The 22,396-nt window shown below is 69.2% G+C and carries 26 protein-coding genes; 13 read left to right on the forward strand and 13 right to left on the reverse strand.

Features of this window, described 5'->3' with window-relative positions:
• Nucleotides 1–54: 54 nt before the first annotated feature.
• Nucleotides 55–1,386, reverse strand: coding sequence for an MFS transporter (locus tag JOY88_RS12345; protein WP_293502805.1), 1,332 nt, complete (start codon nucleotides 1,384–1,386; stop codon nucleotides 55–57).
• Nucleotides 1,387–1,541: 155 nt separating this feature from the next.
• Between JOY88_RS12345 and cyoA the strand changes: the two genes are divergently transcribed.
• From cyoA to JOY88_RS12380, 7 genes are read left to right on the forward strand one after another with little or no spacing between them, the layout of a single operon-like run.
• Nucleotides 1,542–2,570 (forward strand): ubiquinol oxidase subunit II, encoded by a 1,029-nt coding sequence (gene cyoA, locus JOY88_RS12350; protein ID WP_367269798.1) that lies wholly within the window; start codon nucleotides 1,542–1,544, stop codon nucleotides 2,568–2,570.
• An 8-nt stretch (nucleotides 2,571–2,578) separates the two neighbouring features.
• The gene (gene cyoB / locus JOY88_RS12355) at nucleotides 2,579–4,597 is read left to right on the forward strand and encodes a cytochrome o ubiquinol oxidase subunit I (RefSeq protein ID WP_293502808.1); all 2,019 of its coding nucleotides are present in this window, start codon (nucleotides 2,579–2,581) and stop codon (nucleotides 4,595–4,597) included.
• Nucleotides 4,598–4,612: 15 nt separating this feature from the next.
• Entirely contained in the window at nucleotides 4,613–5,236 is a 624-nt protein-coding gene (gene cyoC, locus JOY88_RS12360; RefSeq protein WP_293502809.1) for a cytochrome o ubiquinol oxidase subunit III, read from the forward strand.
• A complete protein-coding gene (cyoD, locus tag JOY88_RS12365) occupies nucleotides 5,236–5,628 on the forward strand; it encodes a cytochrome o ubiquinol oxidase subunit IV (RefSeq protein WP_293502810.1) in 393 nt (130 codons plus the stop codon). Before cyoC ends, cyoD begins: the two co-directional genes overlap by 1 nt.
• A gap of 1 nt (nucleotide 5,629) precedes the next feature.
• Nucleotides 5,630–6,337 (forward strand): SURF1 family protein, encoded by a 708-nt coding sequence (locus tag JOY88_RS12370; protein WP_293502811.1) that lies wholly within the window; start codon nucleotides 5,630–5,632, stop codon nucleotides 6,335–6,337.
• Nucleotides 6,334–7,683 (forward strand): ATP-binding protein, encoded by a 1,350-nt coding sequence (locus tag JOY88_RS12375; RefSeq protein WP_293502813.1) that lies wholly within the window; start codon nucleotides 6,334–6,336, stop codon nucleotides 7,681–7,683. Before JOY88_RS12370 ends, JOY88_RS12375 begins: the two co-directional genes overlap by 4 nt.
• Nucleotides 7,670–8,230: a response regulator transcription factor gene (locus JOY88_RS12380; protein WP_293502814.1), complete on the forward strand. Its 561-nt coding sequence runs from the start codon at nucleotides 7,670–7,672 to the stop codon at nucleotides 8,228–8,230. The genes JOY88_RS12375 and JOY88_RS12380 overlap by 14 nt, the downstream gene beginning before the upstream one ends.
• On the opposite strand, the gene JOY88_RS12385 is transcribed toward JOY88_RS12380, so the two are convergent.
• From JOY88_RS12385 to JOY88_RS12400, 4 genes are read right to left on the reverse strand one after another with little or no spacing between them, the layout of a single operon-like run.
• On the reverse strand, nucleotides 8,223–9,209 hold the full coding sequence (locus tag JOY88_RS12385) for an LLM class flavin-dependent oxidoreductase (protein ID WP_293502863.1): 987 nt from the start codon (nucleotides 9,207–9,209) through the stop codon (nucleotides 8,223–8,225). The genes JOY88_RS12380 and JOY88_RS12385 overlap by 8 nt on opposite strands.
• Nucleotides 9,210–9,250: 41 nt before the next feature.
• Nucleotides 9,251–10,120, reverse strand: a complete 870-nt coding sequence (locus tag JOY88_RS12390) for an alpha/beta hydrolase (protein ID WP_293502816.1) — start codon at nucleotides 10,118–10,120, stop codon at nucleotides 9,251–9,253.
• Nucleotides 10,105–10,695 carry a GNAT family N-acetyltransferase gene (locus tag JOY88_RS12395; protein WP_293502818.1) on the reverse strand — a complete coding sequence of 197 codons (591 nt, stop codon included), beginning with the start codon at nucleotides 10,693–10,695 and terminating at the stop codon, nucleotides 10,105–10,107. The genes JOY88_RS12390 and JOY88_RS12395 overlap by 16 nt, the downstream gene beginning before the upstream one ends.
• On the reverse strand, nucleotides 10,692–10,946 hold the full coding sequence (locus tag JOY88_RS12400) for a DUF2917 domain-containing protein (protein WP_293502820.1): 255 nt from the start codon (nucleotides 10,944–10,946) through the stop codon (nucleotides 10,692–10,694). The genes JOY88_RS12395 and JOY88_RS12400 overlap by 4 nt, the downstream gene beginning before the upstream one ends.
• 140 nt (nucleotides 10,947–11,086) lie before the next feature.
• Between JOY88_RS12400 and gcvA the strand changes: the two genes are divergently transcribed.
• The gene (gene gcvA, locus JOY88_RS12405; RefSeq protein ID WP_293502822.1) at nucleotides 11,087–12,010 is read left to right on the forward strand and encodes a transcriptional regulator GcvA; all 924 of its coding nucleotides are present in this window, start codon (nucleotides 11,087–11,089) and stop codon (nucleotides 12,008–12,010) included.
• Here the strand turns inward: gcvA and JOY88_RS12410 are convergent.
• The 5 genes from JOY88_RS12410 to JOY88_RS12430 all read right to left on the reverse strand — a co-directional run bounded on the left by JOY88_RS12410 (nucleotide 12,007) and on the right by JOY88_RS12430 (nucleotide 15,759).
• Complete coding sequence (locus JOY88_RS12410; RefSeq protein WP_293502823.1) at nucleotides 12,007–12,720, reverse strand: YebC/PmpR family DNA-binding transcriptional regulator; 714 nt, start codon at nucleotides 12,718–12,720, stop codon at nucleotides 12,007–12,009. The two genes, gcvA and JOY88_RS12410, sit on opposite strands and share 4 nt — an antisense overlap.
• A 154-nt stretch (nucleotides 12,721–12,874) precedes the next feature.
• Nucleotides 12,875–13,525 carry a pyridoxamine 5'-phosphate oxidase family protein gene (locus JOY88_RS12415; protein WP_293502825.1) on the reverse strand — a complete coding sequence of 217 codons (651 nt, stop codon included), beginning with the start codon at nucleotides 13,523–13,525 and terminating at the stop codon, nucleotides 12,875–12,877.
• 7 nt (nucleotides 13,526–13,532) lie between these two features.
• Complete coding sequence (locus tag JOY88_RS12420) at nucleotides 13,533–14,063, reverse strand: hypothetical protein (RefSeq protein WP_293502827.1); 531 nt, start codon at nucleotides 14,061–14,063, stop codon at nucleotides 13,533–13,535.
• Nucleotides 14,064–14,124: 61 nt separating this feature from the next.
• Nucleotides 14,125–15,195: a S1C family serine protease gene (locus tag JOY88_RS12425; RefSeq protein WP_524539216.1), complete on the reverse strand. Its 1,071-nt coding sequence runs from the start codon at nucleotides 15,193–15,195 to the stop codon at nucleotides 14,125–14,127.
• Nucleotides 15,196–15,270: 75 nt separating this feature from the next.
• Nucleotides 15,271–15,759, reverse strand: a complete 489-nt coding sequence (locus tag JOY88_RS12430) for a DUF3761 domain-containing protein (RefSeq protein ID WP_293502830.1) — start codon at nucleotides 15,757–15,759, stop codon at nucleotides 15,271–15,273.
• Nucleotides 15,760–15,859: 100 nt separating this feature from the next.
• Between JOY88_RS12430 and JOY88_RS12435 the strand changes: the two genes are divergently transcribed.
• The 4 genes from JOY88_RS12435 to upp are packed head-to-tail and all read left to right on the forward strand — an operon-like array spanning nucleotide 15,860 to nucleotide 18,786.
• Nucleotides 15,860–16,555: an acetyltransferase domain-containing protein gene (locus JOY88_RS12435; protein ID WP_293502832.1), complete on the forward strand. Its 696-nt coding sequence runs from the start codon at nucleotides 15,860–15,862 to the stop codon at nucleotides 16,553–16,555.
• 9 nt (nucleotides 16,556–16,564) lie between these two features.
• Nucleotides 16,565–17,356: a polysaccharide deacetylase family protein gene (locus tag JOY88_RS12440; protein ID WP_293502834.1), complete on the forward strand. Its 792-nt coding sequence runs from the start codon at nucleotides 16,565–16,567 to the stop codon at nucleotides 17,354–17,356.
• An 11-nt stretch (nucleotides 17,357–17,367) separates the two neighbouring features.
• Nucleotides 17,368–18,120, forward strand: coding sequence for a 23S rRNA (guanosine(2251)-2'-O)-methyltransferase RlmB (gene rlmB / locus JOY88_RS12445; RefSeq protein WP_293502835.1), 753 nt, complete (start codon nucleotides 17,368–17,370; stop codon nucleotides 18,118–18,120).
• A 33-nt stretch (nucleotides 18,121–18,153) separates the two neighbouring features.
• On the forward strand, nucleotides 18,154–18,786 hold the full coding sequence (gene upp, locus JOY88_RS12450; protein WP_293502836.1) for a uracil phosphoribosyltransferase: 633 nt from the start codon (nucleotides 18,154–18,156) through the stop codon (nucleotides 18,784–18,786).
• 159 nt (nucleotides 18,787–18,945) lie between these two features.
• Here the strand turns inward: upp and JOY88_RS12455 are convergent, their stop codons facing one another.
• Both JOY88_RS12455 and JOY88_RS12460 read right to left on the reverse strand, forming a co-directional pair.
• Nucleotides 18,946–20,124: an acetylornithine transaminase gene (locus tag JOY88_RS12455; protein WP_293502838.1), complete on the reverse strand. Its 1,179-nt coding sequence runs from the start codon at nucleotides 20,122–20,124 to the stop codon at nucleotides 18,946–18,948.
• Nucleotides 20,121–20,723 (reverse strand): DJ-1/PfpI family protein, encoded by a 603-nt coding sequence (locus JOY88_RS12460; RefSeq protein ID WP_293502841.1) that lies wholly within the window; start codon nucleotides 20,721–20,723, stop codon nucleotides 20,121–20,123. Before JOY88_RS12460 ends, JOY88_RS12455 begins: the two co-directional genes overlap by 4 nt.
• A 107-nt stretch (nucleotides 20,724–20,830) precedes the next feature.
• Between JOY88_RS12460 and JOY88_RS12465 the strand changes: the two genes are divergently transcribed.
• Nucleotides 20,831–21,814, forward strand: a complete 984-nt coding sequence (locus JOY88_RS12465; protein ID WP_293502843.1) for a GlxA family transcriptional regulator — start codon at nucleotides 20,831–20,833, stop codon at nucleotides 21,812–21,814.
• A gap of 9 nt (nucleotides 21,815–21,823) precedes the next feature.
• Here JOY88_RS12465 and JOY88_RS12470 read toward each other — a convergent pair whose 3' ends face one another.
• On the reverse strand, nucleotides 21,824–22,366 hold the full coding sequence (locus JOY88_RS12470; RefSeq protein ID WP_293502845.1) for a chromate transporter: 543 nt from the start codon (nucleotides 22,364–22,366) through the stop codon (nucleotides 21,824–21,826).
• Between the last annotated feature and the right edge of the window lie 30 nt (nucleotides 22,367–22,396).

The following is a 22,396-nucleotide window of genomic DNA, read 5'->3' on the forward strand; positions in this document are numbered from 1 at the left end:
ACTTTTTGGCCAAAAGAAAGGCGGGCATGTGCCCGCCCCGGGTTGGGGTGCGGATCAGTCCTGCACCACCGCCGCCGCCTGCAGCCGCTTGTTCACCCGCAGCGCCAGCAGCGTGCAGACCACGCCGGACAGCAGGTAGACGCTGACCGACACCAGGCCGAAGCGCGACGACAGGAACAGCACGACCACCGGCGCGAAGGCTGCGCCCAGCAGCCAGGCCATGTCGGCCGTCAGCGCGGCGCCGGTGTAGCGGAAATGCGGCAGGAAGTTGGACGTCACCGAGCCCGCCGCCTGACCGTAGGACAGGCCCAGCAGCACGAAGCCGACCAGGATGAAGGCTGCCTGGCCCGGCTTGCCGCCGCCCAGCATGAAGGGGGCGAACAGCGCGAACACGCCGATGGCGACGGCCAGTGCCCCCAGGAAGCTGCGCCGGCCGATGCGGTCGGCGATGAGGCCGGACATGGGCATTGCCGCGGCAGCGAAGGCGGCGCCCAGCAGCTCCATCTTCATGAAGTCCTCGACGCCCTGGTCGGCGAACAGCGCCACCCAGGACAGCGGGAACACCGTCACCAGGTGGAAGAGGGCGTAGCTGGCCAGCGCGGCAAAGGCGCCGATGGCGATGTGGTGGCCTTGCGCCGGCAGCAGCTCGCGCAGATAGGCGGGATCCAGCTCATGCTCCTCCATGCGCTTCTCGTACTCGTGCGTGACGACCAGGCGCAGCCGCGCAAACAGTGCGACGACGTTGATTGCGAAGGCCGTGAAGAACGGGAAGCGCCAGCCCCAGGAGAGGAAGTCCTTGGCATCCAGGCTGCCGTAGACGTACAAGAACACGCCCGAGGCAACGAAGAAGCCCAGCGGCGCGCCGAGCTGGCCCAGCATGGCGTACCAGCCGCGCCGGTGCGGCGGGGCGTTCAGGGCCAGCAGCGAGGGCAGGCCGTCCCAGGATCCGCCCAGGGCCAGGCCCTGGCCCACACGGGCCAGCGCCAGCAGCAAGATGGCCATGCCGCCGACATCGGCGTAGCTGGGCAGCAGGCCCATGCCGACCGTGGAGCAGCCAAGCAGGAAGAGGGCGGCGGTGAGCTTGGTCGAGCGGCCGAAATGGCGCTGGATGGACATGCCGATCAGCGTGCCGACCGGTCGGACGACGAACGCCAGCGCAAAGACCAGGAACGCGTAGAGGGTGCCAGTCAGGCGGTCGGCGAAGGGGAAGAAGAGGTGGGGGAAGACCAGCACCGAGGCGATGCCGAAGACGAAGAAGTCGAAATACTCGGACGCCCGGCCGATGATGACGCCCACGGCGATGTCGCCGGGGGCCAGGTCCTCGTCCGCGTGGGGGGCTGCAGGCCCGGATTGGGGGCTGTGGAGGGTACTGCTTGCGGTTGCCATTTGGGCTTGTCTCCGTCTGTGCCTAGGACAAAATGTCCAATCGTTGATTTAGCGCAATCAACTTACATTCCGTCATAGCACGCAAGATCGTTAACCCTCGCGCGCCTCTCAGGATGTACCCCAATAAGACTCTCCTTTGTCGCATTCCGGTCTTGATGGCCGGCCTGCTGCTCGCCGGCTGCAACGCCGTCGTGATGAAGCCGCACGGCGACATCGCACAACAGCAAGCCCAGCTCATCGTCACCTCGACGCTGCTCATGATGCTGATCATCGTCCCGGTGATCGCGCTGACGCTGTTCTTTGCATACCGTTACCGGCAGTCCAACACCGAGGCGACCTACACGCCGGACTGGGATCATTCCACGCGCCTGGAACTCATCATCTGGGGGGCGCCGCTGCTGATCATCATCGCGCTGGGCGCGATCACCTGGATCAGCACGCACAAGCTGGACCCCTTCCGCCCGCTGGACCGCATTGCTGCAGACAAGCCGCTGGCCGCCGACGTGAAGCCGCTGGAGGTCTACGTGGTGTCCATGGACTGGAAGTGGCTCTTCATCTATCCGGAGCAGGGCGTCGCGACCGTCAACGAGCTGGCTGCGCCGGTGGATCGGCCCATCCATTTCCGCTTCACGTCCACGTCGGTGATGAACACCTTCTACGTGCCGGCGCTGGCCGGCATGATCTACACGATGCCGGGCATGGAGACGCAGCTGCACGCCGTCATCAACAAGGCCGGCGTCTACGACGGCCTGTCGGCCAACTACAGCGGCGCGGGCTTCTCGGGCATGCGTTTCAAGTTCCACGGCCTGTCGGATGAGGAATTCGCGCGCTGGGTCGATGGCAACAAGACCGGCGGCAGCGCGCTGACCCGTGCCGACTACCTCCAGCTCGAACAGCCCAGCGCCAAGGAGCCCGTGCGCCGCTTCGCCAGTGTGGAGCCCGGCCTGTGGAGCGCCATCGTCGACCGCTGCGTCGACGGCAAGAAGATGTGCGCCAGCCAGATGATGGCCATCGACGCCGCCGGCGGTGCCGGCAAGGGCGGCGTGGCAAGCACCATGCGCAGCCCCTGGCGCGACGCTGACGGCGTGCAGCGCGAGCGCACCGTCGTCGCCGGGCTGTGCACGCCCACCAATCCGCTGGGCCTGCCCATCGAGACGGCTTCCGCCGCCACGCCGAAGAACTGAGTCTGCCGATGTCCACTGCACAACACCAGGCTGCTGTCGAGCAGCTCCACCCCATCCTCGGCCGCCTCGGCTGGGACGCGATCCCCTACCACGAGCCCATCCTCGTCGGCACCTTTGCCGCCGTGGCACTGGGCGGCCTCTTCGTGCTGGCGCTGCTGACGAAGTTCCGCCTCTGGGGACCGCTGTGGCGTGACTGGATCACCAGCATCGACCACAAGAAGATCGGCATCATGTACATCGTGCTGGGCGTCGTGATGCTGCTGCGCGGCTTCGCCGACGCCATCATGATGCGCGCCCACCAGGCCATGGCCTTCGGTGACAACGCCGGCTTCCTGCCGCCGCACCACTACGACCAGGTCTTCACGGCGCACGGCGTCATCATGATCTTCTTCGTCGCCATGCCGCTGGTGACTGGCTTCATGAACTACATCGTGCCGCTGCAGATCGGCGCGCGCGACGTGGCCTTCCCGTTCCTGAACAACTTCAGCTTCTGGATGACGGCTGGCGGCGCCATCCTGGTGATGATCTCGCTGTTCATCGGCGAGTTCGCCAAGACAGGCTGGCTGGCCTACCCGCCGCTGTCCGGCATCCTTGCCAGCCCTGACGTGGGGGTGGACTACTACGTGTGGGCGCTGCAGATCGCGGGGGTGGGCACGACGCTGTCGGGCATCAACCTGGTCGCCACCATCATCAAGATGCGCGCGCCCGGCATGACCATGATGAAGATGCCCGTCTTCACGTGGACTTCGCTGTGCACCAACGTGCTCATCGTCGCAACCTTCCCGGTGCTGGCCGCCACGCTGGCGCTGCTGACCGCTGACCGCTATCTGGGCACCAACTTCTTCACGAACGACCTCGGCGGCAACGCCATGCTGTACGTGAACCTGATCTGGATCTGGGGCCACCCCGAGGTCTACATCCTGGTGCTGCCGGCGTTCGGCATCTTCTCGGAGATCGTGTCCACCTTCAGCCGCAAGAAGCTGTTCGGCTACGCGTCCATGGTCTATGCGACAGTGGTCATCACCATCCTGTCCTACCTTGTCTGGCTGCACCACTTCTTCACGATGGGCTCGGGTGCCAGCGTGAACTCGTTCTTCGGCATCACGACGATGATCATCTCGATCCCAACGGGCGCGAAGATCTTCAACTGGCTGTTCACGATGTACCGCGGCCGCATCAAGTTCGATGTGCCGATGCTGTGGACCGTGGGCTTCATGGTCACCTTCGTCATCGGTGGCATGACCGGCGTGCTGCTGGCCGTGCCGGCGGCGGACTTCGTGCTGCACAACAGCCTGTTCCTGATCGCCCACTTCCACAACGTCATCATCGGTGGCGTGGTGTTCGGCGCCTTCGCCGGCATCAACTACTGGTTCCCGAAGGCCTTCGGTTTCCGCCTGGACGCGTTCTGGGGCAAGGTGTCGTTCTGGTGCTGGCTGATCGGCTTCTGGGTCGCGTTCATGCCGCTGTACGTGCTGGGCCTGATGGGTGTCACGCGCCGCGTGAGCCACTTCGACGACCCGTCGCTGCAGATCTGGTTCATCGTCGCCGCGATCGGTGGCGCCATCATCGCCTGCGGCATCGCCGCCTTCCTGATCCAGATCGGCGTCAGCATCCTGCGCCGCAAGGAGCTGGCCGACACGACCGGCGACGTCTGGGGCGGCCGCACGCTGGAATGGTCCACGGCCTCGCCGCCGCCGGACTACAACTTCGCCTTCACGCCCATCGCCCATGACATGGACGCCTGGCACGACATGAAGCAGCGCGGTGTCGAGCGTCCGACGAAGGGCTTCGTGGCCATCCACATGCCCAGGAACACGGGCGCCGGCTTCGTCATCGGCATGCTGGCCACGGCCATGGGCTTCGCGCTGATCTGGCACATGTACTGGATCGCCGCGGTGGGCTTCGCCGCCACCGTCATCGCCGCCATCGTGCACACCTTCAACTACAACCGCGACTACCACATCCCGGCCGACGCGGTGACCCGGACCGAGGACGAGCGCACGCGCGCCCTCGCCGCGGCCGCCTGACCGGGAGAACCCGACATGTCTGCAACCATTGCCACCCATGTGAACGGCGCGCCGGTCTATTACGACCGCAGTGGAGAGCACCACCCGCCCAACAGCACCATGCTGGGCTTCTGGCTCTACCTGATGAGCGACTGCCTCGTCTTCGCGGTGCTGTTCGCCGTCTACGCCGTGCTGGGCCGCAGCTATGCGGCCGGCCCGTCGGGCGCCGACCTGTTCGACCTGCCGCTGGTGGCCGCCAACACCGCGCTGCTGCTGTTCTCGTCCATCACCTACGGCTTCGCGATGATCGCGATGCAGGCCCGCAAGAAGGGCCAGCTGCTGGCCTGGCTGGCCGTCACGGGCCTGTTCGGCCTGGGCTTCCTGGGCATCGAACTGTACGAGTTCGCCCACCTCATCCACGAGGGGGCCGGCCCGCAGCGCAGCGCCTTCCTGTCCAGCTTCTTCACGCTGGTCGCCACGCACGGCCTGCACGTCACGTTCGGCTGCATCTGGCTGGTCACGCTGATGGTCCAGGTGCGCAAGCTGGGTCTCACGCCCGCCAACCGCCGCCGGCTGATGTGCCTGTCGATGTTCTGGCACTTCCTGGACGTCGTCTGGATCGGCGTCTTCACCTTCGTCTACCTGATGGGAGCGCTGTGATGGCGGCCAACCACGACCACGCCCACCACGGCGATGACCATCTCGACGGCGAGGCGGACTTCCACGTCAGCTTCAAGGGCTATGCGATCGGCTTCATCCTGTCCGTCATCCTGACCGCCATCCCCTTCTGGCTCGTCATGGGCAAGGTGCTGCCCAGCCCCAAGATGACCGGCTTCGTCATCCTCGGCTTCGCGGCCGTGCAGATGGTCGTGCACATGATCTATTTCCTGCACATGAACGCCAAGGTCGAGGGCGGCTGGTCCATGCTGGCCCTGCTGTTCACGGTGGCGCTGGTCGCCATCATGCTGGCCGGCTCGGTCTGGGTCATGTTCCACATGAACACCAACATGATGCCGACGCCCGACCCCGCGGCGATGCGCAACATGCCTTGACATGGGTCGTGCCGCGCGCGTCGTCCTGATCGTCAGCGCGGCACTGGCCAGCCTGGGATTTCTGGCGCTGGCCGCCTGGCAGTTCCAGCGCCTGGCCTGGAAGGAAGACCTCATCGCCCGCGTCGAGCGGCGGCTGCAGGCCGAGCCGGTGGCGCCGCCACCGGCTTTTGCCGTTGTGGCCCAGGCCGACGAATACCGCCGCCTGCGCCTGCATGGCCGCTTCGAGCCGAGCGAGGTGCTGGTGCAGGCCACGACGGAGCTGGGTGGTGGCCACTGGGTCATGGCGCCGATGCGCCTGGACGACGGCAGCGTGGTACTCGTCAACCGCGGCTTCGTGCCGCCCGAGCAGCGCGCGCCCGAGCGCCATGCCGCGCCTGCCGGTCCCATCGAGCTGGTGGGCCTGTTGCGCCTGACCGAGACCGGCGGCGGCCCGCTGCGCCGCAACGAGCCGGCCGCGGGCCGCTGGTACTCGCGCGACGTGGCCGGCATCGCGGCGCAGTTGGGCCTTGCCGGCCCGGTCGCCCCCTTCTTTGTCGACGAGTCCGCCGACCCCGCCCAGCCGCGGCGCTGGCCGCGCCCCGGCCTGACGGTGCTGCGTTTCGCCAACAATCACGCCGTCTACGCCATCACCTGGCTGGCGCTTGCGGCCATGGCCGCCGCCGCGGCCGTCTACCTGGTCCGCGAGGAGCGCCGGCGCGCGCCGTCTTGAAAACCACGCCTGCCCCCGTCATCGCCCAGCCTGCCGCCGAAGCCGTCGGCGTCGCCCCCGAGCGCCGCGCCGGCCGCGCCAACCTGCGCCAGCTCATCGAGCTGCGCTGGCTGGCCGTCGGCGGCCAGCTCGCTACGGTGCTGGTCGTGCATGCTGGCCTGGGCATCGCGCTGCCCTGGGCCGAGATGCTCAGCCTGCTGGGCATACTCGTCGCCTTCAACCTGTTCAGCCTGTGGCGCAACCGGCTCGCGCAGCCGGTGTCGCAGATCGAGCTCTGCGTCGCGCTGCTGGTGGACGTGGGCGTGCTGACGGGCCAGCTCTACCTGGCTGGTGGCAGCGACAACCCCTTCATCTACCTCTATCTGCTGCAGGTCGCCGTCGCCTCGGTGCTGCTGCGGCCGGGCTATCTGCTGGCCGTCATCGTCAGCACGGTGTCGGGCTTCGTGCTGCTGATGCAGTGGCACCGCCCGCTGCTGCTGGACGCCTCCACGCCGACGACGCTGTCGCCCAACTACCTCGGCGGCCTGCTGCTGTGCTTCGTGCTCAACGTGGGCCTGCTCAGCGTCTTCATCGTGCGCATCAACCGCAACCTGCGCCAGCGCGATGCCGAGCTGGCCGAGCTGCAACAGCGCGCGGCCGAGGAGGTGCACATCCTGCGCATGGGCCTGCTTGCCAGCGGTGCGGCGCACGAACTCGGCACGCCGCTGGCCACGCTCAGCGTCATCCTGGGCGACTGGGCCCATATGGCGCCTTTCGCCGCCGAGCCCGAGCTGCGCGAGGAGATCGACGAGATGCAGCGTCAGATCCTGCGCTGCAAGGCCATCGTCACCGGCATCCTGATGTCGGCCGGCGAGATGCGCGGCGAAGCGCCGCAACTGACGACGCTGCAGGTCTTCATTGACGGCCTGGCCGACGGCTGGCGCGCCGCCCATCCGATGGCCGAACTGGCGGTGCGCTGCGAACACCTGCCGGATGCACAGATCATCTCGGACAGCGCGCTGCAGCAGGTCATCGGCAACCTGCTGGACAATGCCGCAGAGGCCGCCCCCGGCACGCCGCTGACGCTGTTGGCCAGTTGCCCGGACGAGGAGACGCTGACGCTGAGCGTGCTCGACGAAGGTCCCGGCTTCGACGACGAGCGCCTCAAGCATTTCGGCGACCCCTACCAGAGCAGCAAGGGCCAGCCCGGTCGCGGCATGGGCCTGTTCCTGTCGGTCAACGTCGCGCGCACCCTGGGTGGCCGGCTGCAGGCGCGCAACCGCGACGGCGGCGGCGCCGAGGTCGTGCTGACGCTGCCGTTGGCGTCGCTGCTGCCTCGACAATCCCCTCCCGATGCTCGCCGCTGAAGAAGACCGTTTCCTGCTGATCGTCGAGGACGACGACAGCTTCGCCCGCACGCTGACCCGCTCCTTCGAGCGCCGTGGCTGGCGCGTCATGCGCGCCACCGGCCTGGACGACATGAAGGCCTTGCTGGATGCGCTGCCCGAGGACGAGGAACTTGGCCATGCCGTCGTGGACCTCAAGCTCGCCGGCGGCGCCTCGGGCCTGGCCTGCGTGCAGGCCCTGCACGGCTGGGACCCGGAGGTGCTCATCGTCGTGCTGACCGGCTATGCCAGCATCGCGACCGCCGTGGAAGCCATCAAGCTGGGTGCATGCCACTACCTCGCCAAGCCGGCCAACACCGACGACATCGAGGCCGCGTTCGCGCGTCGCCAGGGCGACGCCGACGTGGAGGTGACCGAGCGCCAGACCGCGTCCATCAAGACGCTGGAATGGGAGCGCATCCACGAGGTGCTGGCCGAAACCGGCTTCAACATCAGCGAGACCGCGCGACGCCTGGGCATGCACCGGCGCACGCTGGCGCGCAAGCTCGAGAAGCAGCGGATCAAGTAGCGAGCCGCGCCAGCAGCTCATAGCTGCGCCGCCGCAGCGCGTGGTCGTGCACCGCGCAGGCCACGATGAACTCGTCCGCCTGCGTGCGCTCGCGTGTCGCGGCCAGGCCGGCACGTACCGTCTCCGGCGAACCGACGACGGATTCGGACAGCATGCGTTGCACCTGCGCCTCCTCCATCGGATTCCACAGCGCCTCCATGCTCGCCACCGGCGGCGGCAGCTTGCCGCGACGGCCGCGCACCATGCCAAGGAAGCGCTGCTGGGCCGACGTGAACAGCCAGCGTGCCTCCTCGTCCGTCGGCGCGACGACGACGTTCAGCCCCACCATCGCATGCGGCCTGGGGTGGCGCACGCCGGGCTTGTAGGTCGCGCGGTAGATCTGCAGCGCCTGCATCAGCAGCTCCGGCGCGAAGTGCGACGCGAACGCGAACGGCAGGCCCAGGTAGGCCGCCAACTGCGCGCTGTAGAGGCTGGAGCCCAGCAGCCAGATCGGCACCTCCGTGCCCTGGCCCGGCACGGCGCGCACCTGCGCCTCGGCGGCCACCGGCGCGAGATAGGCCTGCAGCTCCAGCACGTCGTTGGGGAATCCGTCCTCGCCCGTGCTCTCCAGGCTGCGGCGCAGCGCGCGCATCGTCGGCCGGTCTGTGCCCGGCGCACGGCCCAGCCCGAGGTCGATGCGGCCGGGGAAGAGCTCGGCCAGCGTACCGAACTGTTCGGCGATCGTCAGCGGCGCATGGTTGGGCAGCATGATGCCGCCCGCGCCGACGCGGATGCGGCGCGACGCGGCCGCGAGCTGGCCGATCAGCACCGCCGTGGCCGAGCTGGCCACGCCCTCCATGTTGTGGTGTTCGGCGACCCAGTAGCGCGCATAGCCCAGCTCGTCGGCGAGGCGCACGAGGTCCAGGCTGTTCAGCAGCGCTTCACGGGTGGTGGCGCCTTCGACGACAGGGGCCAGATCGAGGATGGAAAGCGGGGGCAGGGTAGACATGGCGGCATCTTGCCGCCAGCCCCTTGGCCCCGTCAGGGCAGGGGCTTGCGCAGCCGTGCGTGGAGCCAGGGGCCGAGGCGAGCCTGGTAGGCCTGGGCGTCGAAGTCGTGCAGATCGACATGGGCCGCGCCGTTCACGGGCCACAGCGTCTTGGGCGGCGGCGCGGCGTCGAAGAGCCGTTCGGTCTCGGGCCAGCGTGTGTGCCGGTCTGCGGTGCCGGCGGCGATCAGGAGCGGCGCGCGGACCATGGCTATGGCGTCCACGGGCCGCAGCTGCGCCGCGCTCAGGTCCAGCCGCAGCGGCAACTGCACCAGCAGCAGCGGCGCCAGCAGCCGGCCGGCCAGCTGCCCCAGGCGCATCGCGAGGCGATCCTGCACGGCGTCTTCTATGGTGGGGTAGACCGACTCCAGCACCAGTGCATCCAGCTCGGGCTGACGTTCGGCAAACAGCAGCGCGGCGCCGCCCAGCGACACACCGATGGCGCCGATCTTCTCGCCGGGCAGCCTGTTACGCAGCCAGGCCAGCGCGGCGTCTGCGCCCGTGGCCTCGCGGCGGCCGAACGTGATGCGATCGCCGCTGCTCGCGCCATGCGCCGGCAGGTCGACGAGGAGGCTGGCGATGCCCTCGCGCTGCAGCCAGCTTGCGCGCGCCAGCATCTGCAGCCGGTTGCCGCGCACGCCGTGCAGCAGCAACGCGGCGCCCTCGCCGGCACGGCCGGGCAGGAGCCAGCCGCAGACCTGCTGGCCGTTGCCGTAGGGGATGCGCACCTGTTCCGCCCGGACGCCGGCAGGCAGCTGGGGCAGGGTCGCGCGAGCCGGGCGCGTCAGGAATTCCCCGGCGACCAGGCCCAGTATCACCAGGCCGGCCATTAGCAGGCAGCCGCCGATCAGGAGTTGTCGCATGCCGGCATGATCGCCGCTTCTCCGGGACCGAGGTCCAGCACAGTACGCACCAACTGCGGCCCGTCCGGGTGTGGCGTGAAGCGGGCGCCCAGCTCGCGCATCAGCGCCAGCATGCGCCGGTTGTCTGTCAATACGTCGCCATACAGCTTCTGAACGCCATGGGCGCGCGCATGGGTCGAGAGATGGGCCATCAGGCGGCGGCCCAGGCCGAGGCCCTGCCAGTCGTCCGCCACGGCGACGGCGAACTCGGCGTGCTCGGGCCGCCCTGCCTCGCGCACATAGCGTGCGTCGGCCACGACCGGTGCATCTGGCTCCAGTGCCTCGGCCACCCAGGCGAGGTGCAGGCGCTGGTCTACATCGGTCAGCAGCCTCAGCAACGTGGGGCTGAGCTCGCGCAGCCCGACGTGGAAGCGCTTGTGGCGCGAGTCCAGCGACAGGCCGCGGAAGAAGGCCTGCTCGGCACCGGCGTCCGCCGCGGCGACGGGGCGCAGCCGGATCGCGCGGCCGCCGCGAAGCGGCCACGCCTCATGATCCGGCGCGGCGAGCAGCGGCCGCTGCTCGACCTCCGTGTTCACGCCCGTGCTCCGGCGGCGGCCGGACGCAGATCCAGCACGGCGGGGCCGCTCAGCGCGCTGACGGTGATGCCCTCGCGGCCTCGCACCGTGAAGCATTGGCCGGCCTCCAGCACGATGTCGCGCGGGTCGCGGTCTATGGTGACCCACAGCGTGCCGGCGGCGCTGCACAGGTGGGTGGCGTGCGCCTTGGGCAGGCGCGAGGTCTGGCCGCGTTGCAGAAGCAGCCGGGTGAGGGGCGGGTCGATCAGCATGGTGTGCTCCTCGGGCGGCCTTGCGCGCCGTTGGCATGCCGGGTTGGCATGCTTGCGTTGGGGCCGCATGGCGTGGATAGTGCTGCCATCCTCCAGAGCAGACAAACGATGATTCGGAAGGCTTCGCATTCCTCCAGCGCATGGCAAACAAGCCCGTCGACCATCTCCCGCCGCTGCAGCTGCTGGCCGCCTTCGAGGCGGCGGCGCGGCATCTGAGCTTCACGCGGGCCGCCGAGGAACGCTTCGTCACGCAGTCGGCCATGAGCCGGCAGATGCGCGCGTTGGAGGAGGAGTTGGGCGTGGCGCTGTTCGAGCGACGTCACCGCGCGCTCGTGCTGACCGAGGACGGCCAGCGCCTGCTCGCCGCCTGCTCGGCCGCGTTGAACACGTTGCGCGTGGCGGTGCGCACGGTGCGCGAACCGCACCAGCGCCAGGTGCTGGCGCTGACGACCACGCCGGGCTTCGCGTCGCTGTGGCTGATCCCGCGACTGACGGCCTTCACGCGGGCCCACCCGGGCATAGACGTGCGGCTGGACGCGGGCCTGGGCAACCGCAACCTGGCCAGCGAGGGCTTCGACGTCGCCATCCGCTACAGCCCGGTGGGCGCGGCCTTGGGGACGCAGCTGTTCGCCGAATCCATGCTGCCCGTCTGCAGCCCTCTGCTGGTGGGCGAGCTGGGCCTGCCGCTGCGCGCGCCGGCTGACCTGGCCCGTCACACGCTGCTGCACCTGGCCATGGACGGCGACAGCCCAGGCATGCCGGCCGAATGGGAGCCCTGGCTCAACGCCTGGGGCCTGGCCGACCTGCGACCGGCGGCGCGGTTGAGCTTTTCCAGCTATGCCGAGGCCATCGCCGCCGCCGTGGCGGGGCAGGGTGTGGCGCTGGGGCGTCGGCCGCTGGTGGATGGGCTGCTGGACAGTGGTCAGCTCGTCACGCCGTTCGGCGCAGGTATCGCGTCCGCGCGAGCCTACCGGCTCATCGTCGACCCGGCGGCCAAGTCGCGGCCGGCGGTGAAGGCCTTCGAGCGATGGCTTCTGGCGCAGTGCGCCGCGCCGGGAGGCTAGCCGGCCAAGCCCGCGTAGACGTACTGCACGTCGTCGTTGTCGTCGAGTGCCGCGAGGAAGCTCTCCACTTCCTCCAACTGCTCGGCGGTGAGGCTGGCCGGGTCGACCGGGTTTCTGGGTCGGTAGCCCAGCCTGGCGCTCAACACCGTGAAGCCATGGGCGGGCAGCGCGCGGCTGACGAGATCCAGGTCGGCCGGGTCGGTGAGGAAGAGCGTCACGCCATCCTCGTCCGCGGGCACCAGGTCCTGCGCGCCGGCCTCGATGGCCGCGCTGTCGGCATCGGCGCCGGCCGTGGCGGCCTCGGCTTCGATCAGGCCCAGGTGGTCGAAGTCCCAGCTCACCGTGCCCGAGGTGCCGAGCTGGCCCTTGCGGAACAGCACGCGCATGTCCGATGCTGCGCGGTTCACGTTGTCGGTCAGCACCTCCACCATCACCGGCACGCGGTGCGGCGCGAAGCCTTCGTAGATGGCCTGCTCAAAATGGATGGTCTCGCCGGTCAGGCCTGCACCCTTCTTGATGGCGCGGTCCAGCGTGTCCTTGGGCATGGATACCTTGCGCGCCTGCTCCACCGCCATCCGCAGCCGCGCGTTGTCCTTGGGGTCGGCGCCGTTGCGCGCCGCGATCATGATGTCCTTGGCCAGCTTGCCGAACAGCCTGCCCTTGGCGTTGGCGGCGATGTCCTTGTGCTTGGCTTTCCATTGCGCGCCCATGGGGAATCCTGTCTGTAGGTCGGGTGAGCCCGGCGCCATGGGGAGGCTTGGGCGGGGGCGCTACTTTACGGGGTGCACTTTGTGTCCTGCCTCGAACCTGTCCAGGCGTGTACAGCTGCTGCAGCTCTTCCCCGCCAATCGACCAACGGTCGTCCTAGTAGAACCCCACCCGCTGCCTATAGCGCTCATTGCGCTCCCGGTCATACGCCTGCGCATCGAAGGACTCGCCTCGGATGGCCCGCAGCACTTGCCCTCCGGTTGGCATGACCGCCGGATTGACGAAGCGGCTCGTGTCCCAGAAGTTGGACCTCATGAAGGCTTTGGAGCATTGCGTGTAGGCCTCATCGATGTCGATCAGCAGGCCCAGCAGCGGGCGTTTGCCCTCCACGGTGGAGGGACTGAGCAGGTCGGTGTCAGTGGTGATCGTGGCGCGGCCGTTGACGCGAAAGCTGTCGGTGACGCCGGGCACCGTGAAGAGCAGGCCAAGGCGTGGGTTCGCCAGGATGTTGCGCAGGGTGTCAGCAATGCGGTTGCCCGGGCGCTCGGGCATCAACAAGGTCTTGTCGTCGAGGATGCGGACGAAGCCCGCCCCGTCGCCGCGCGGGCTGATGTCGCAGTTCCCTTGGGCATCGCTGCTGGCCACGCACACCAGCGGCGAGCGCTCGATGAACTGGCGGGTCATCGCGTTGAGGCGGTCGGCGATCTTGGCGCAGACGGCCTCGCTTGGCTCGCCAATCAGAGCCCGCAACTCGGTCTCGGTCCGGACGACATGCGGCGTCAGTGGATGGGGCGAGCGTGAAGACATGGGGCGCCTAGATGTTCAGCTTGGATGCGGGAATTGTGTGGCTGGACAAGGTCGAGGCCGATCCTGCCGAGGCGGGATCCGCCGATGCCCCGCCCATGGAAAGGGCTGCGAGGACTGCGACCTTGCACGCAATCACAACGGCGGAGCTCCGGCGCGCAGGCCGCGCCCCAGGCGCTGGGCGCGTCCAGCCCAACGCGCCCAGCGCGGCCAGGCTCAGTGCCAGCCAACCGGGCTCCGGCACCGTACCTTCGGAGCTGTCCGGGGCGATCCCCAGCGACAGGAAGCTGAGGTCGTCGACGAACTGCAGGAACGCAGCACCATCGACTTCGATGGAGTAGGCGGTAAAGGGTGTATCCAGCGACAGGTGCGTCCAAGCGCAGCTGTACCCGGGTTGGCAGCGCCTGTTGGACAAGGCATCCGTGCTCGCAGACGCAATCTTGTTCATGTGCTTGTCGAAGGCGCGAACCGTGGCATAGCCCTGGCCTGCGAACATGCTGCACTCGGCCTGGATGATCTGCGGCGCCTTGCCGGCGCGCATGAAGGCTCTCTGAGGTTGGCAAAGAAAACGCCATGGAGCTGCTCAGCTCACGAGGTCGACCTCAGTCGGAGCTGCCCAAGGTCGCCACCACCTTCCTTGTCTGCCCCGCCCGCCACACCGTCAACGTCACCTTCTCGCCGATCTGCCGCAGCTCGATGAGGGACAGCATGTCGTCCAGGTCCGCCACCGTCTGGCCGTCGACGGCGGTGATGACGTCGCCCTGCACGATGCGGCCGCTGCGGTCGCGGCCAAAGGGCCGCAGGCCGGCGGCGGCGGCCGGGCTGTTGTTCGCCACGTTGAGCAGCAGCACGCCCTTGGGCGCCCCCAGCGCCTGAGCGAGGTTGGCCGGCCCCGACGTGACGCCCAGTGCCGGCCGGATGAAGCGACCGTCGCGGATCAGCCGCGGCACGATGCGGTTCACTTCATCCACCGGAATGGCAAAGCCGATTCCGGCGCTGGCGCCGCTGGGGCTGTAGATGGCCGTGTTGACGCCGATCAGCCGCCCCGCCGAGTCCAGCAGCGGGCCGCCGGAGTTGCCCGGGTTGATGGCCGCGTCGGTCTGGATGGCGCCCTTGATGGTGCGGCGGGTGACGGATTCGATCTCGCGGTTCAACGCCGAGACGATGCCGGTGGTCAACGTCTGGTCCAGGCCGAAGGGGTTGCCGATGGCGTAGACCTTCTGGCCTACCTGCAGCTCGCGGCTGGTGCCCACCGCGATCGCCGGCAGCTTGGCGCCCGGCGCCTCGATGCGCAGCACGGCGAGGTCGCGGTCGGGGAAGGCGCCGACCAGCCGGGCCGGATAGCTGCTCTGGTCAGCCAGCGTGACGGTGGCGCGGTCGCCATCCTGGATGACGTGGAAATTGGTGACGATGTGGCCGCTGTCATCCCAGACGAAGCCGGTGCCCGTGCCGCGCGGCTGCTCGCTGGTGCGCAGCGAGAAGAAGTCGCGCTGCACGGTCAGCGTCGTGATGTGCACGACCGAGGGCGAGACGCGCTTGAAGACGCCAATGTTGTTCAGCTCCTCGGCGTCCAGCGCGCCGCGGGGCGCGATGGTGCGGGGCGGGGTGGCGGGCGCCGCCGCGGCCAGGGTCGCGGTGAGCAGCAGGGAAAGCAACAGCGGTTTGATTGACATGATGAACAAAAAAAGGCACCTCACGGCGCCGCCTTCATCGGACGGCTGCCGTGGGGCCGTGACGTGAGGGCGGGTTCAGGCCTTGCAGTCCTTGCCGCGCGGCCCCTTGAAGCCCTTGGCCTTGGCGTCGGCCTCCTTCATGTAGCTGCCCTCCTTGGTCTTGCCATACCAGCGATCGCCCTCGCAGTGATAGACCTTGGTCTTCTCGTTGACCCAGACGAGGCCGGGGCCGCCGCCGGCCGCGGCCGTGGCGGCAGGCTGTGGCGGCCGTTTGTCGGCCTTGGCCGCGGCGGGCGGTGGCGTCGGTGCCGCTGCGGGGGGCGGCGCCGCGGCAGTCGGCTTGGCGCTCGGGGCGGGAGCCGCTGCGGCCGCGGGCGCCGCAGCGTCGCCGTACCACTCCTTCACGCCCTTGTGGCCACGGCAGGCACCCTGCTTGGCGCCGCTGTAGTAGCTGCCGTCCTTGCACTGGCCTGTGGTGCCAGCCGGCGCATCGGCCGGCGGACTCGCCAGTGCCGCGAGCGGCATCGAGGCAGCGAGGAGTGTCGCGATCAGCAATGTCTTCATGTCCACTACGCTCCGTAATCAACGCCACAGCGGCGCGAGACGATCTTATGGGCGCATGCCTTCCCCCGGGTGTCGGCTGGCGTGCACACAATAGCGCCCCATGCCAGCCGCCCGCTCCGATCGTCTTGACGCCCTTCGCGGCGCCGCCATCGTATGGATGGCGGCCTTCCACTTCGGCTTCGACCTGAACCACTTTGGCTGGATACGCCAGGACATCTACCGCGACCCGGTCTGGACCTGGCAGCGGACCTGCATCGTCAGCCTGTTCCTGTTCTGCGCCGGTGGCGGCCAGGCCTTCGCTGTGCTGGCAGGCCAGGGCGCCGGGCGGTTCTGGAAGCGCTGGGGCCAGGTCGCCGCCTGTGCGCTGCTGGTGTCGGCGGGCTCGTGGTTCATGTTCCCGAACAGCTGGATCAGCTTCGGCGTGCTGCACGGCATCGCGGCGATGCTGCTGTTGCTGCGCCTGGGCCTGAGCCGGCTGCCGAACGCGGCCCTGCTCGCGCTGGCGGCGCTCGCCATCGCGGCGCCTCGCCTGGTGCAGCTGGCCGCCTTCGACACGCGCTGGACCAACTGGGTGGGCCTGGTCACGCACAAGCCCATCACCGAGGACTACGTGCCGGTGCTGCCCTGGCTGGGCGTCATGCTGGTCGGCTTCGTCGCCACGCGCGCCCGGCCGCAGCTCTGGGCCGGCCGCGCGCCCAGGCCGCTGGCGGTGCTGGGGCGCTGGTCGCTGAGTTTCTACATGGTCCACCAGCCCGTGCTGATAGGTGTGCTGATGGCGCTGCAGTTGCTGCGTTGAGGAGATGTGATGCGAAAGATGCTCGTGGCCACGCTCGGCCTCTGCGTGGCTGCGGCCGCCACGGCCGCGCCGTTCGCCTGGCCGAGCGGCGCCCAGGCGGCCGTCAGCCTGGGCTATGACGACGGCCTGAACAGCCAGCTCGACCACGTCATCCCCGCGCTGAACCGGCGCGGCCTGCGCGCCAGCTTCTATGTGCCCATCAACGGCCCGACGCTGCCCGGCCGCCAGAACGAATGGAAGGCCGCCGCCGCGGCCGGCCACGAGCTTGGCAACCACAGCCTGTTCCATGGCTGCTCCGCCAAGGGGCCGGGGCGCGACTGGGTGCAGCCGCAGCACGACCTGGACCGGCAGATGGCGCCCCAGGTGCAGGAGCAGATCATCGCCGCCAATACCTGGCTGCAGTCACTGGATGGCCGCACGCGCCGCACCTTCACGCCGCCCTGCCTTGATCTGCAGGCAGGCGGCCAGGACTTCGTGGCCGCCTTGCGGCCGCATTTCGTCGCCTACCGTGCTGCCGGCCCCGGCCTGGTGAGCGACACCGCCCAGCTGGACCCCTATGCGATGCCGGTCTATTTCGTCGAAGGTTGGACCGGTGAGCAACTGATCGCCCTCGTCGAAAGGGCAGCCGCCCAGGGGGCGCTGGTGTCGCTGCTCTTCCATGGCGTGGGCGCCGAGCACCTCAGCGTGACGCGTGCTGCGCATGAGCAGCTGCTGGACCATCTGTCCAGCAACAAGACCCGTTTCTGGACAGACAGCTTCGTGAACATCATGGAGAACGCGCGCCGGCAGGCCGGTCGCTGACAATCCCGGGCATGAGTTCTACCAAGTCCGTCCTGTTCGGCTTCCACGCCGTCACCGTCCGCCTCAAGACCCACCCCGCTTCCGTCGCCGAGGTGCATTTCGACCCGGCGCGGCGCGACCAGCGCATGCGCGCCTTCATCGAGCGGGCGAAGGAGGCCGGCGCCAAGCTGGTGGAGAGCAGCGACGAGCGGCTGAGCCAGCTGGCCGGCAGCCCGCGCCACCAAGGTGTCGTCGCCCGCGTGGCGGCCATCGCGCAGCCGCATTCGCTGGACGACGTTCTGGACGCCGTGGAAGGCCCGCCGCTGGTGCTGGTGCTGGACGGCGTGACCGACCCGCACAACCTCGGCGCCTGCCTGCGCGTGGCCGATGGCGCTGGCGCCCATGCCGTCGTCGCACCCAAGGACCGCGCAGTGGGCCTGAACGCGACGGTGGCCAAGGTGGCCAGCGGCGCGGCCGAGACCGTGCCCTATCTGATGGTCACCAACCTGGCCCGCACGCTGAACGAGCTGAAGGAGCGCGACATCTGGGTGGTCGGGACGTCCGACCAGGCAGAGCGCTCCATCTACGACCTGGACTTCACGCGCCCCACTGCCTTCGTGCTGGGCGCGGAAGGCGAGGGCATGCGCCAGCTCACGGCCAAGACCTGCGACGAGCTGGTACGCATCCCGATGGCCGGTGCCGTCGAGAGCCTGAACGTGTCGGTCGCGTCGGGCGTCTGCCTGTACGAGGCACTGCGCCAGCGTTCGGCACCGGGCAGTCGATAATTCTGACTATTCAGAAAAACTAGGAACTCCGCCATGGCTGTCATCGAAGTCAAGCATCCCCTCGTCAAACACAAGATCGGCCTGATGCGCGAGGCCGAAATCTCGACGAAGAAGTTTCGCGAGCTGACCGGCGAGATTGCCCGCCTGCTGGCCTACGAGGCGACGGCCGACTTCGTGACCGAGAAGGTGACCATCCAATGCTGGAGCGGCGCGGCCGAGGTGGACCAGATCGCCGGCAAGAAGGTCACCGTCGTGCCCATCTTGCGCGCTGGCCTGGGCATGCTGGACGGCGTGCTGGACATCCTGCCCAACGCCAAGGTGTCGGTCGTCGGCCTGGCGCGTGACCATGAGACGCTGAAGCCGGTGAACTACTTCGACAAGTTCGTCGGCAACCTCGAGGCGCGCACGGCCCTCATCATCGACCCCATGCTGGCCACGGCGGGCAGCATGATCGCCACCGTCGACCTGCTGAAGGCGCGCGGCTGCAAGGACATCCGGGCGCTGGTGCTGGTGGCCGCACCGGAGGGCGTGAAGGCGCTGACGCAGGCTCACCCTGAGGTGCGTTGCTGGACGGCGGCCATCGACAGCCACCTCGACGAGGCCGGCTACATCATCCCGGGCCTGGGCGACGCCGGCGACAAGATCTTCGGCACCAAGGAAGGCTGAGCCCGGACCGAGGACAAGCCCTGCGGCTTGTCCGACGCCTGGCGAAGGGCCGATGGCCTGCCAGCTACCGGGCATGAGCCCGGACCGAGGACAAGCCCTGCGGCTTGTCCGACGCCTGACGAAAGACCGGTGGCCCGCCAACCAACGGGCACGGGCTGTTCAGCCCAGCACCTCGCGCAACGCCCGGTGCAGCAGCGCCAGCCCTTCATCGACTTCCGCGGCGCTGATGTTCAGCGCCGGCATCAGCCGCAGCAGGTGAGGCCGCGGTGCGTTGAGCAGCAAACCCACCGGAGCCAGCGCCTGCGCGGCGGCAACCACCTCGCCGGCACGCTCCGACGGCAGCACCAGCGCCCGCAGCAGCCCCAGGCCGCGCTCGCCCACCAGCCCATGCTCCCGCACGAGGGCCCGCAGACCCGCACTCAGCTGCGCGGCCCGCTGGTGCACGCCCGCCAGGAAGTCCTCGCGACAGACCTCGTCCACCACGGCCAAGCCCACCGCGGCCATCAGCGGGTTGCCGCAGAAGGTGCCGCCCTGGTCGCCGGGCTCGAAGCAGTTGAATGACTCCTTGCACAGCAGCGCGGCCAGCGGCACGCCGCCGCCCAGGCCCTTGGCCAGCGTCATCAGGTCGGGTTCGACGCCGAACTGCTCATAGGCGAAGGCCGTGCCGCAGCGGCCTATGCCGGTCTGCACCTCGTCGGCGATCAGCAGCACCCGGCGCTCGGCCGTCAGTGCGCGCAGTTCGCGCACGAACCCCGGGTCGGCAACGACCACGCCCGCCTCGCCCTGCACCAGCTCGATCATGACGGCCACGGTGCGCGGCGTCATCGCGCGCTCGACCGACGCGAGGTCGTTGAGTCTGGCCTTCGCGAAACCGCCGGGCATGGGCGGGTAGAGCTCGCTCCAGCCCGGCTTGCCCGAGGCGCTCATCATCGCCAGGGTGCGGCCGTGGAAGGCCTGTTCGAAGCCGATGATCTCGTGTGCGCCTGCGCGCATGCGGCTGCCCCAGCGTCGCGCCAGCTTCACGGCGCCCTCGTTCGCCTCGGCGCCCGAGCTCGCGAGGAAGACGCGGTCGAAACAGCTCAGCGCCACCAGCCGTTCGGCAAGATCGAGCAGCGGCCGGTTGTAGTAGGCCGGACTGGGGTTCAACAGCTGCTGCGACTGCCGCAGCAGGGCCTGCGTGATCAGGGCCGGGCTGTGGCCCAGGCTGTTCACGGCCCAGCCCTGCACGAGGTCGAGGTACTGCTTGCCGTTCTCGTCGGTGAGCCAGGCACCCTGGCCCGCGCTGAACACCGTGTCGGGCCGCTGCGTGATGGTGATGAGATCCTGCCCGAGGTTCATGGCGTGTCCCGCCAGTCGTAGTCCATCTGGCGGGCGGTGCGCAGCGCCAGCTCGTGGCCGTGCAGCCGCCGCACGAGGTGCAGGCTCATGTCCAGGCCGGCCGAGATGCCGGCCGACGTGAGCACGTCGCCCGTGTCCACCCAGCGCACGCGGTCGCGTACCTGCACCGCCGGCCTCAGCGTGCGCAGCGCGTCCAGGTCCTCCCAATGGGTGGTGGCGGCCAGGCCGTCCAGCACGCCGGCATCGGCCAGCAGCAGCGCACCGGTACACACCGACGCGAGCAGGCCGGCACCGCGCCGCTGGTCGGCGATCCAGGCGCGCAGCTCGGGCCGGCCCAGCTCGGCGTCCACGACGCCGCCAGGCACTATGGCGCAGGCGAGGGGCGGGTGCTCGCCCAGCGTGGCGTCGGGCCGCAGCTGCAGGCCGGCGCGGGCCCGGACCGGCGCGAGGCTGCGTGCGATGGTCGTCACGCTGAACAACGGTGCCGCGCCGGCGGGCTGGCTGCGCCCATGTACCCGGGCCGCGGTGGTGAACACCTCGTAGGGGCCGGCCATGTCCAGCAGTTCCATGTCGTCAAAGACCAGGATGCCAATGTTCATAGGGAGGCGGCCTCCTGCCGCCGGTGCTTGTCGATGTCGGGCAGTGTGTGGCGCGGCGCGCATGGCTGCAATGACGCAGTTCCCACCTTTTCTGCCAAGATGCGCGCATGACCTGCCGCATCGCCTTCGTGCTCTTCCCCGGCTTCCAGCAGCTCGATCTGGCGGGGCCGATGGCCGTGTTTGAGGTGGCCCGCCTGGCGCGGCCCGGCAGCTACGACTGGCGTCTCGTGGCCAGCGCGCCGCCCGCGGTGCGCAGCTCGGCCGGCATCGACTGGCCGGTGAAGGCCTTGCCGCGCAGACTGGGCGATCTGGACCTGGTCATGGTCATCGGCGGCGATGGCGTGGACGCCGCCTGCCGAGATGCACGCCTCATCGCCTGGCTGCGGCGAGCTGCAGGCTCGGGGGCGCGCATCGCCAGCATCTGCAGCGGCAGCCTGGTGCTGGCCGCGGCCGGCCTGCTGGACCACCGAACGGCCACGACGCATTGGTCGCGCAGCCGGCAGTTCGCGACCGACTTCCCGGCCGTGCGGCTGCAGCCCGACCGTATCTACGTGCGCGAACCCGCGGTGCGCGCGCGCCGGCGGCCCGAGCTCTGGACCAGTGCGGGCATGACGGCCGGCATCGACCTGTGCCTTGCGCTGCTGGCTCTCGACCATGGCGAGGAACTGGCCCGCGAGGCGGCGCGCCAACTGGTCGTGGAGCGGCGGCGTCCCGGCGGGCAGTCGCAGTTCTCGCCGTTGCTGGACCTGCAGCGCCCTGAGGGGCGCTTTGGTGCGCTGCTGGACGAAGTGCGCGGCAACCTGCGGCGCGATTACGGCGTGGAGGAACTGGCGGCGCGGGCCTGCATGAGCCCACGGCATTTCGCACGCTGCTTCCGCGCCGAGACCGGGGCGACGCCGGCTCAGGCGGTGGAGCGCCTGCGTGTGGAGGCTGCCCGCGCCGCGCTGGAGAACGGCGCGGCCTCGGTGTTGCGGGTGGCCGAAGAAGCGGGCTTTGGCAGCACGGAGCGTATGCGGCGGGCCTTCCAGCGCCTGCTCGGCCGGCCGCCCGCGGCCTTCCGCCCAGGTGGCATGGCGGCGCGGCCGGCCTGAACGGGAGCGTCAGACCAGGCCCAGCGCCCCCAGCACGCCGCCGGCCAGCACCATCCAGACCAGGCCCAGGCGTGTCTTCAGTACCAGCACGACGGTGACGGCCATCAGCGCCAGCGTGCCCCAGCGGTGCGCCTCGGCCTTGAGGAAGGGTTGGGCCAGCAGCCAGCCCGTCGCGATGATGAGCCCGAGTGTCAGCGGCGTCATGCCGGCCGAGAAGGCGCGCAGGCTGATGTGTTCGCGGTTGTTGCGTGCCCAGCGCGTGGCCGTCAGCGTCAGCACGCTGGATGGCAGCATGATGCCGGCCATGGACGCCGCGGCGCCGGGCAGGCCGGCGACGTTGTAGCCCAGCACGGCGACGAAGAGGATGTTGGGCCCCGGCGCCGCCTGGGCCAGTGCGATGGACGACGTGAACGAGGTGTCCGTCAGCCAGCCCGTCTTGTCGACCAGATAGCGGTGCATCTCCGGCACCGTCGTGATCGCGCCGCCGATGGCCAGCAGGGACAGCGTCAGGAAATGCAGGAATAGGGCGAAGAGATCAACCGGCGTCGTCATTCGGCGCTGCCCGGCCGCCCGAAAGCGCTG

Origin of the sequence: Roseateles sp. (assembly GCF_019237615.1) — a bacterium.
In the GTDB taxonomy this organism is placed as follows: domain Bacteria; phylum Pseudomonadota; class Gammaproteobacteria; order Burkholderiales; family Burkholderiaceae_C; genus Pelomonas.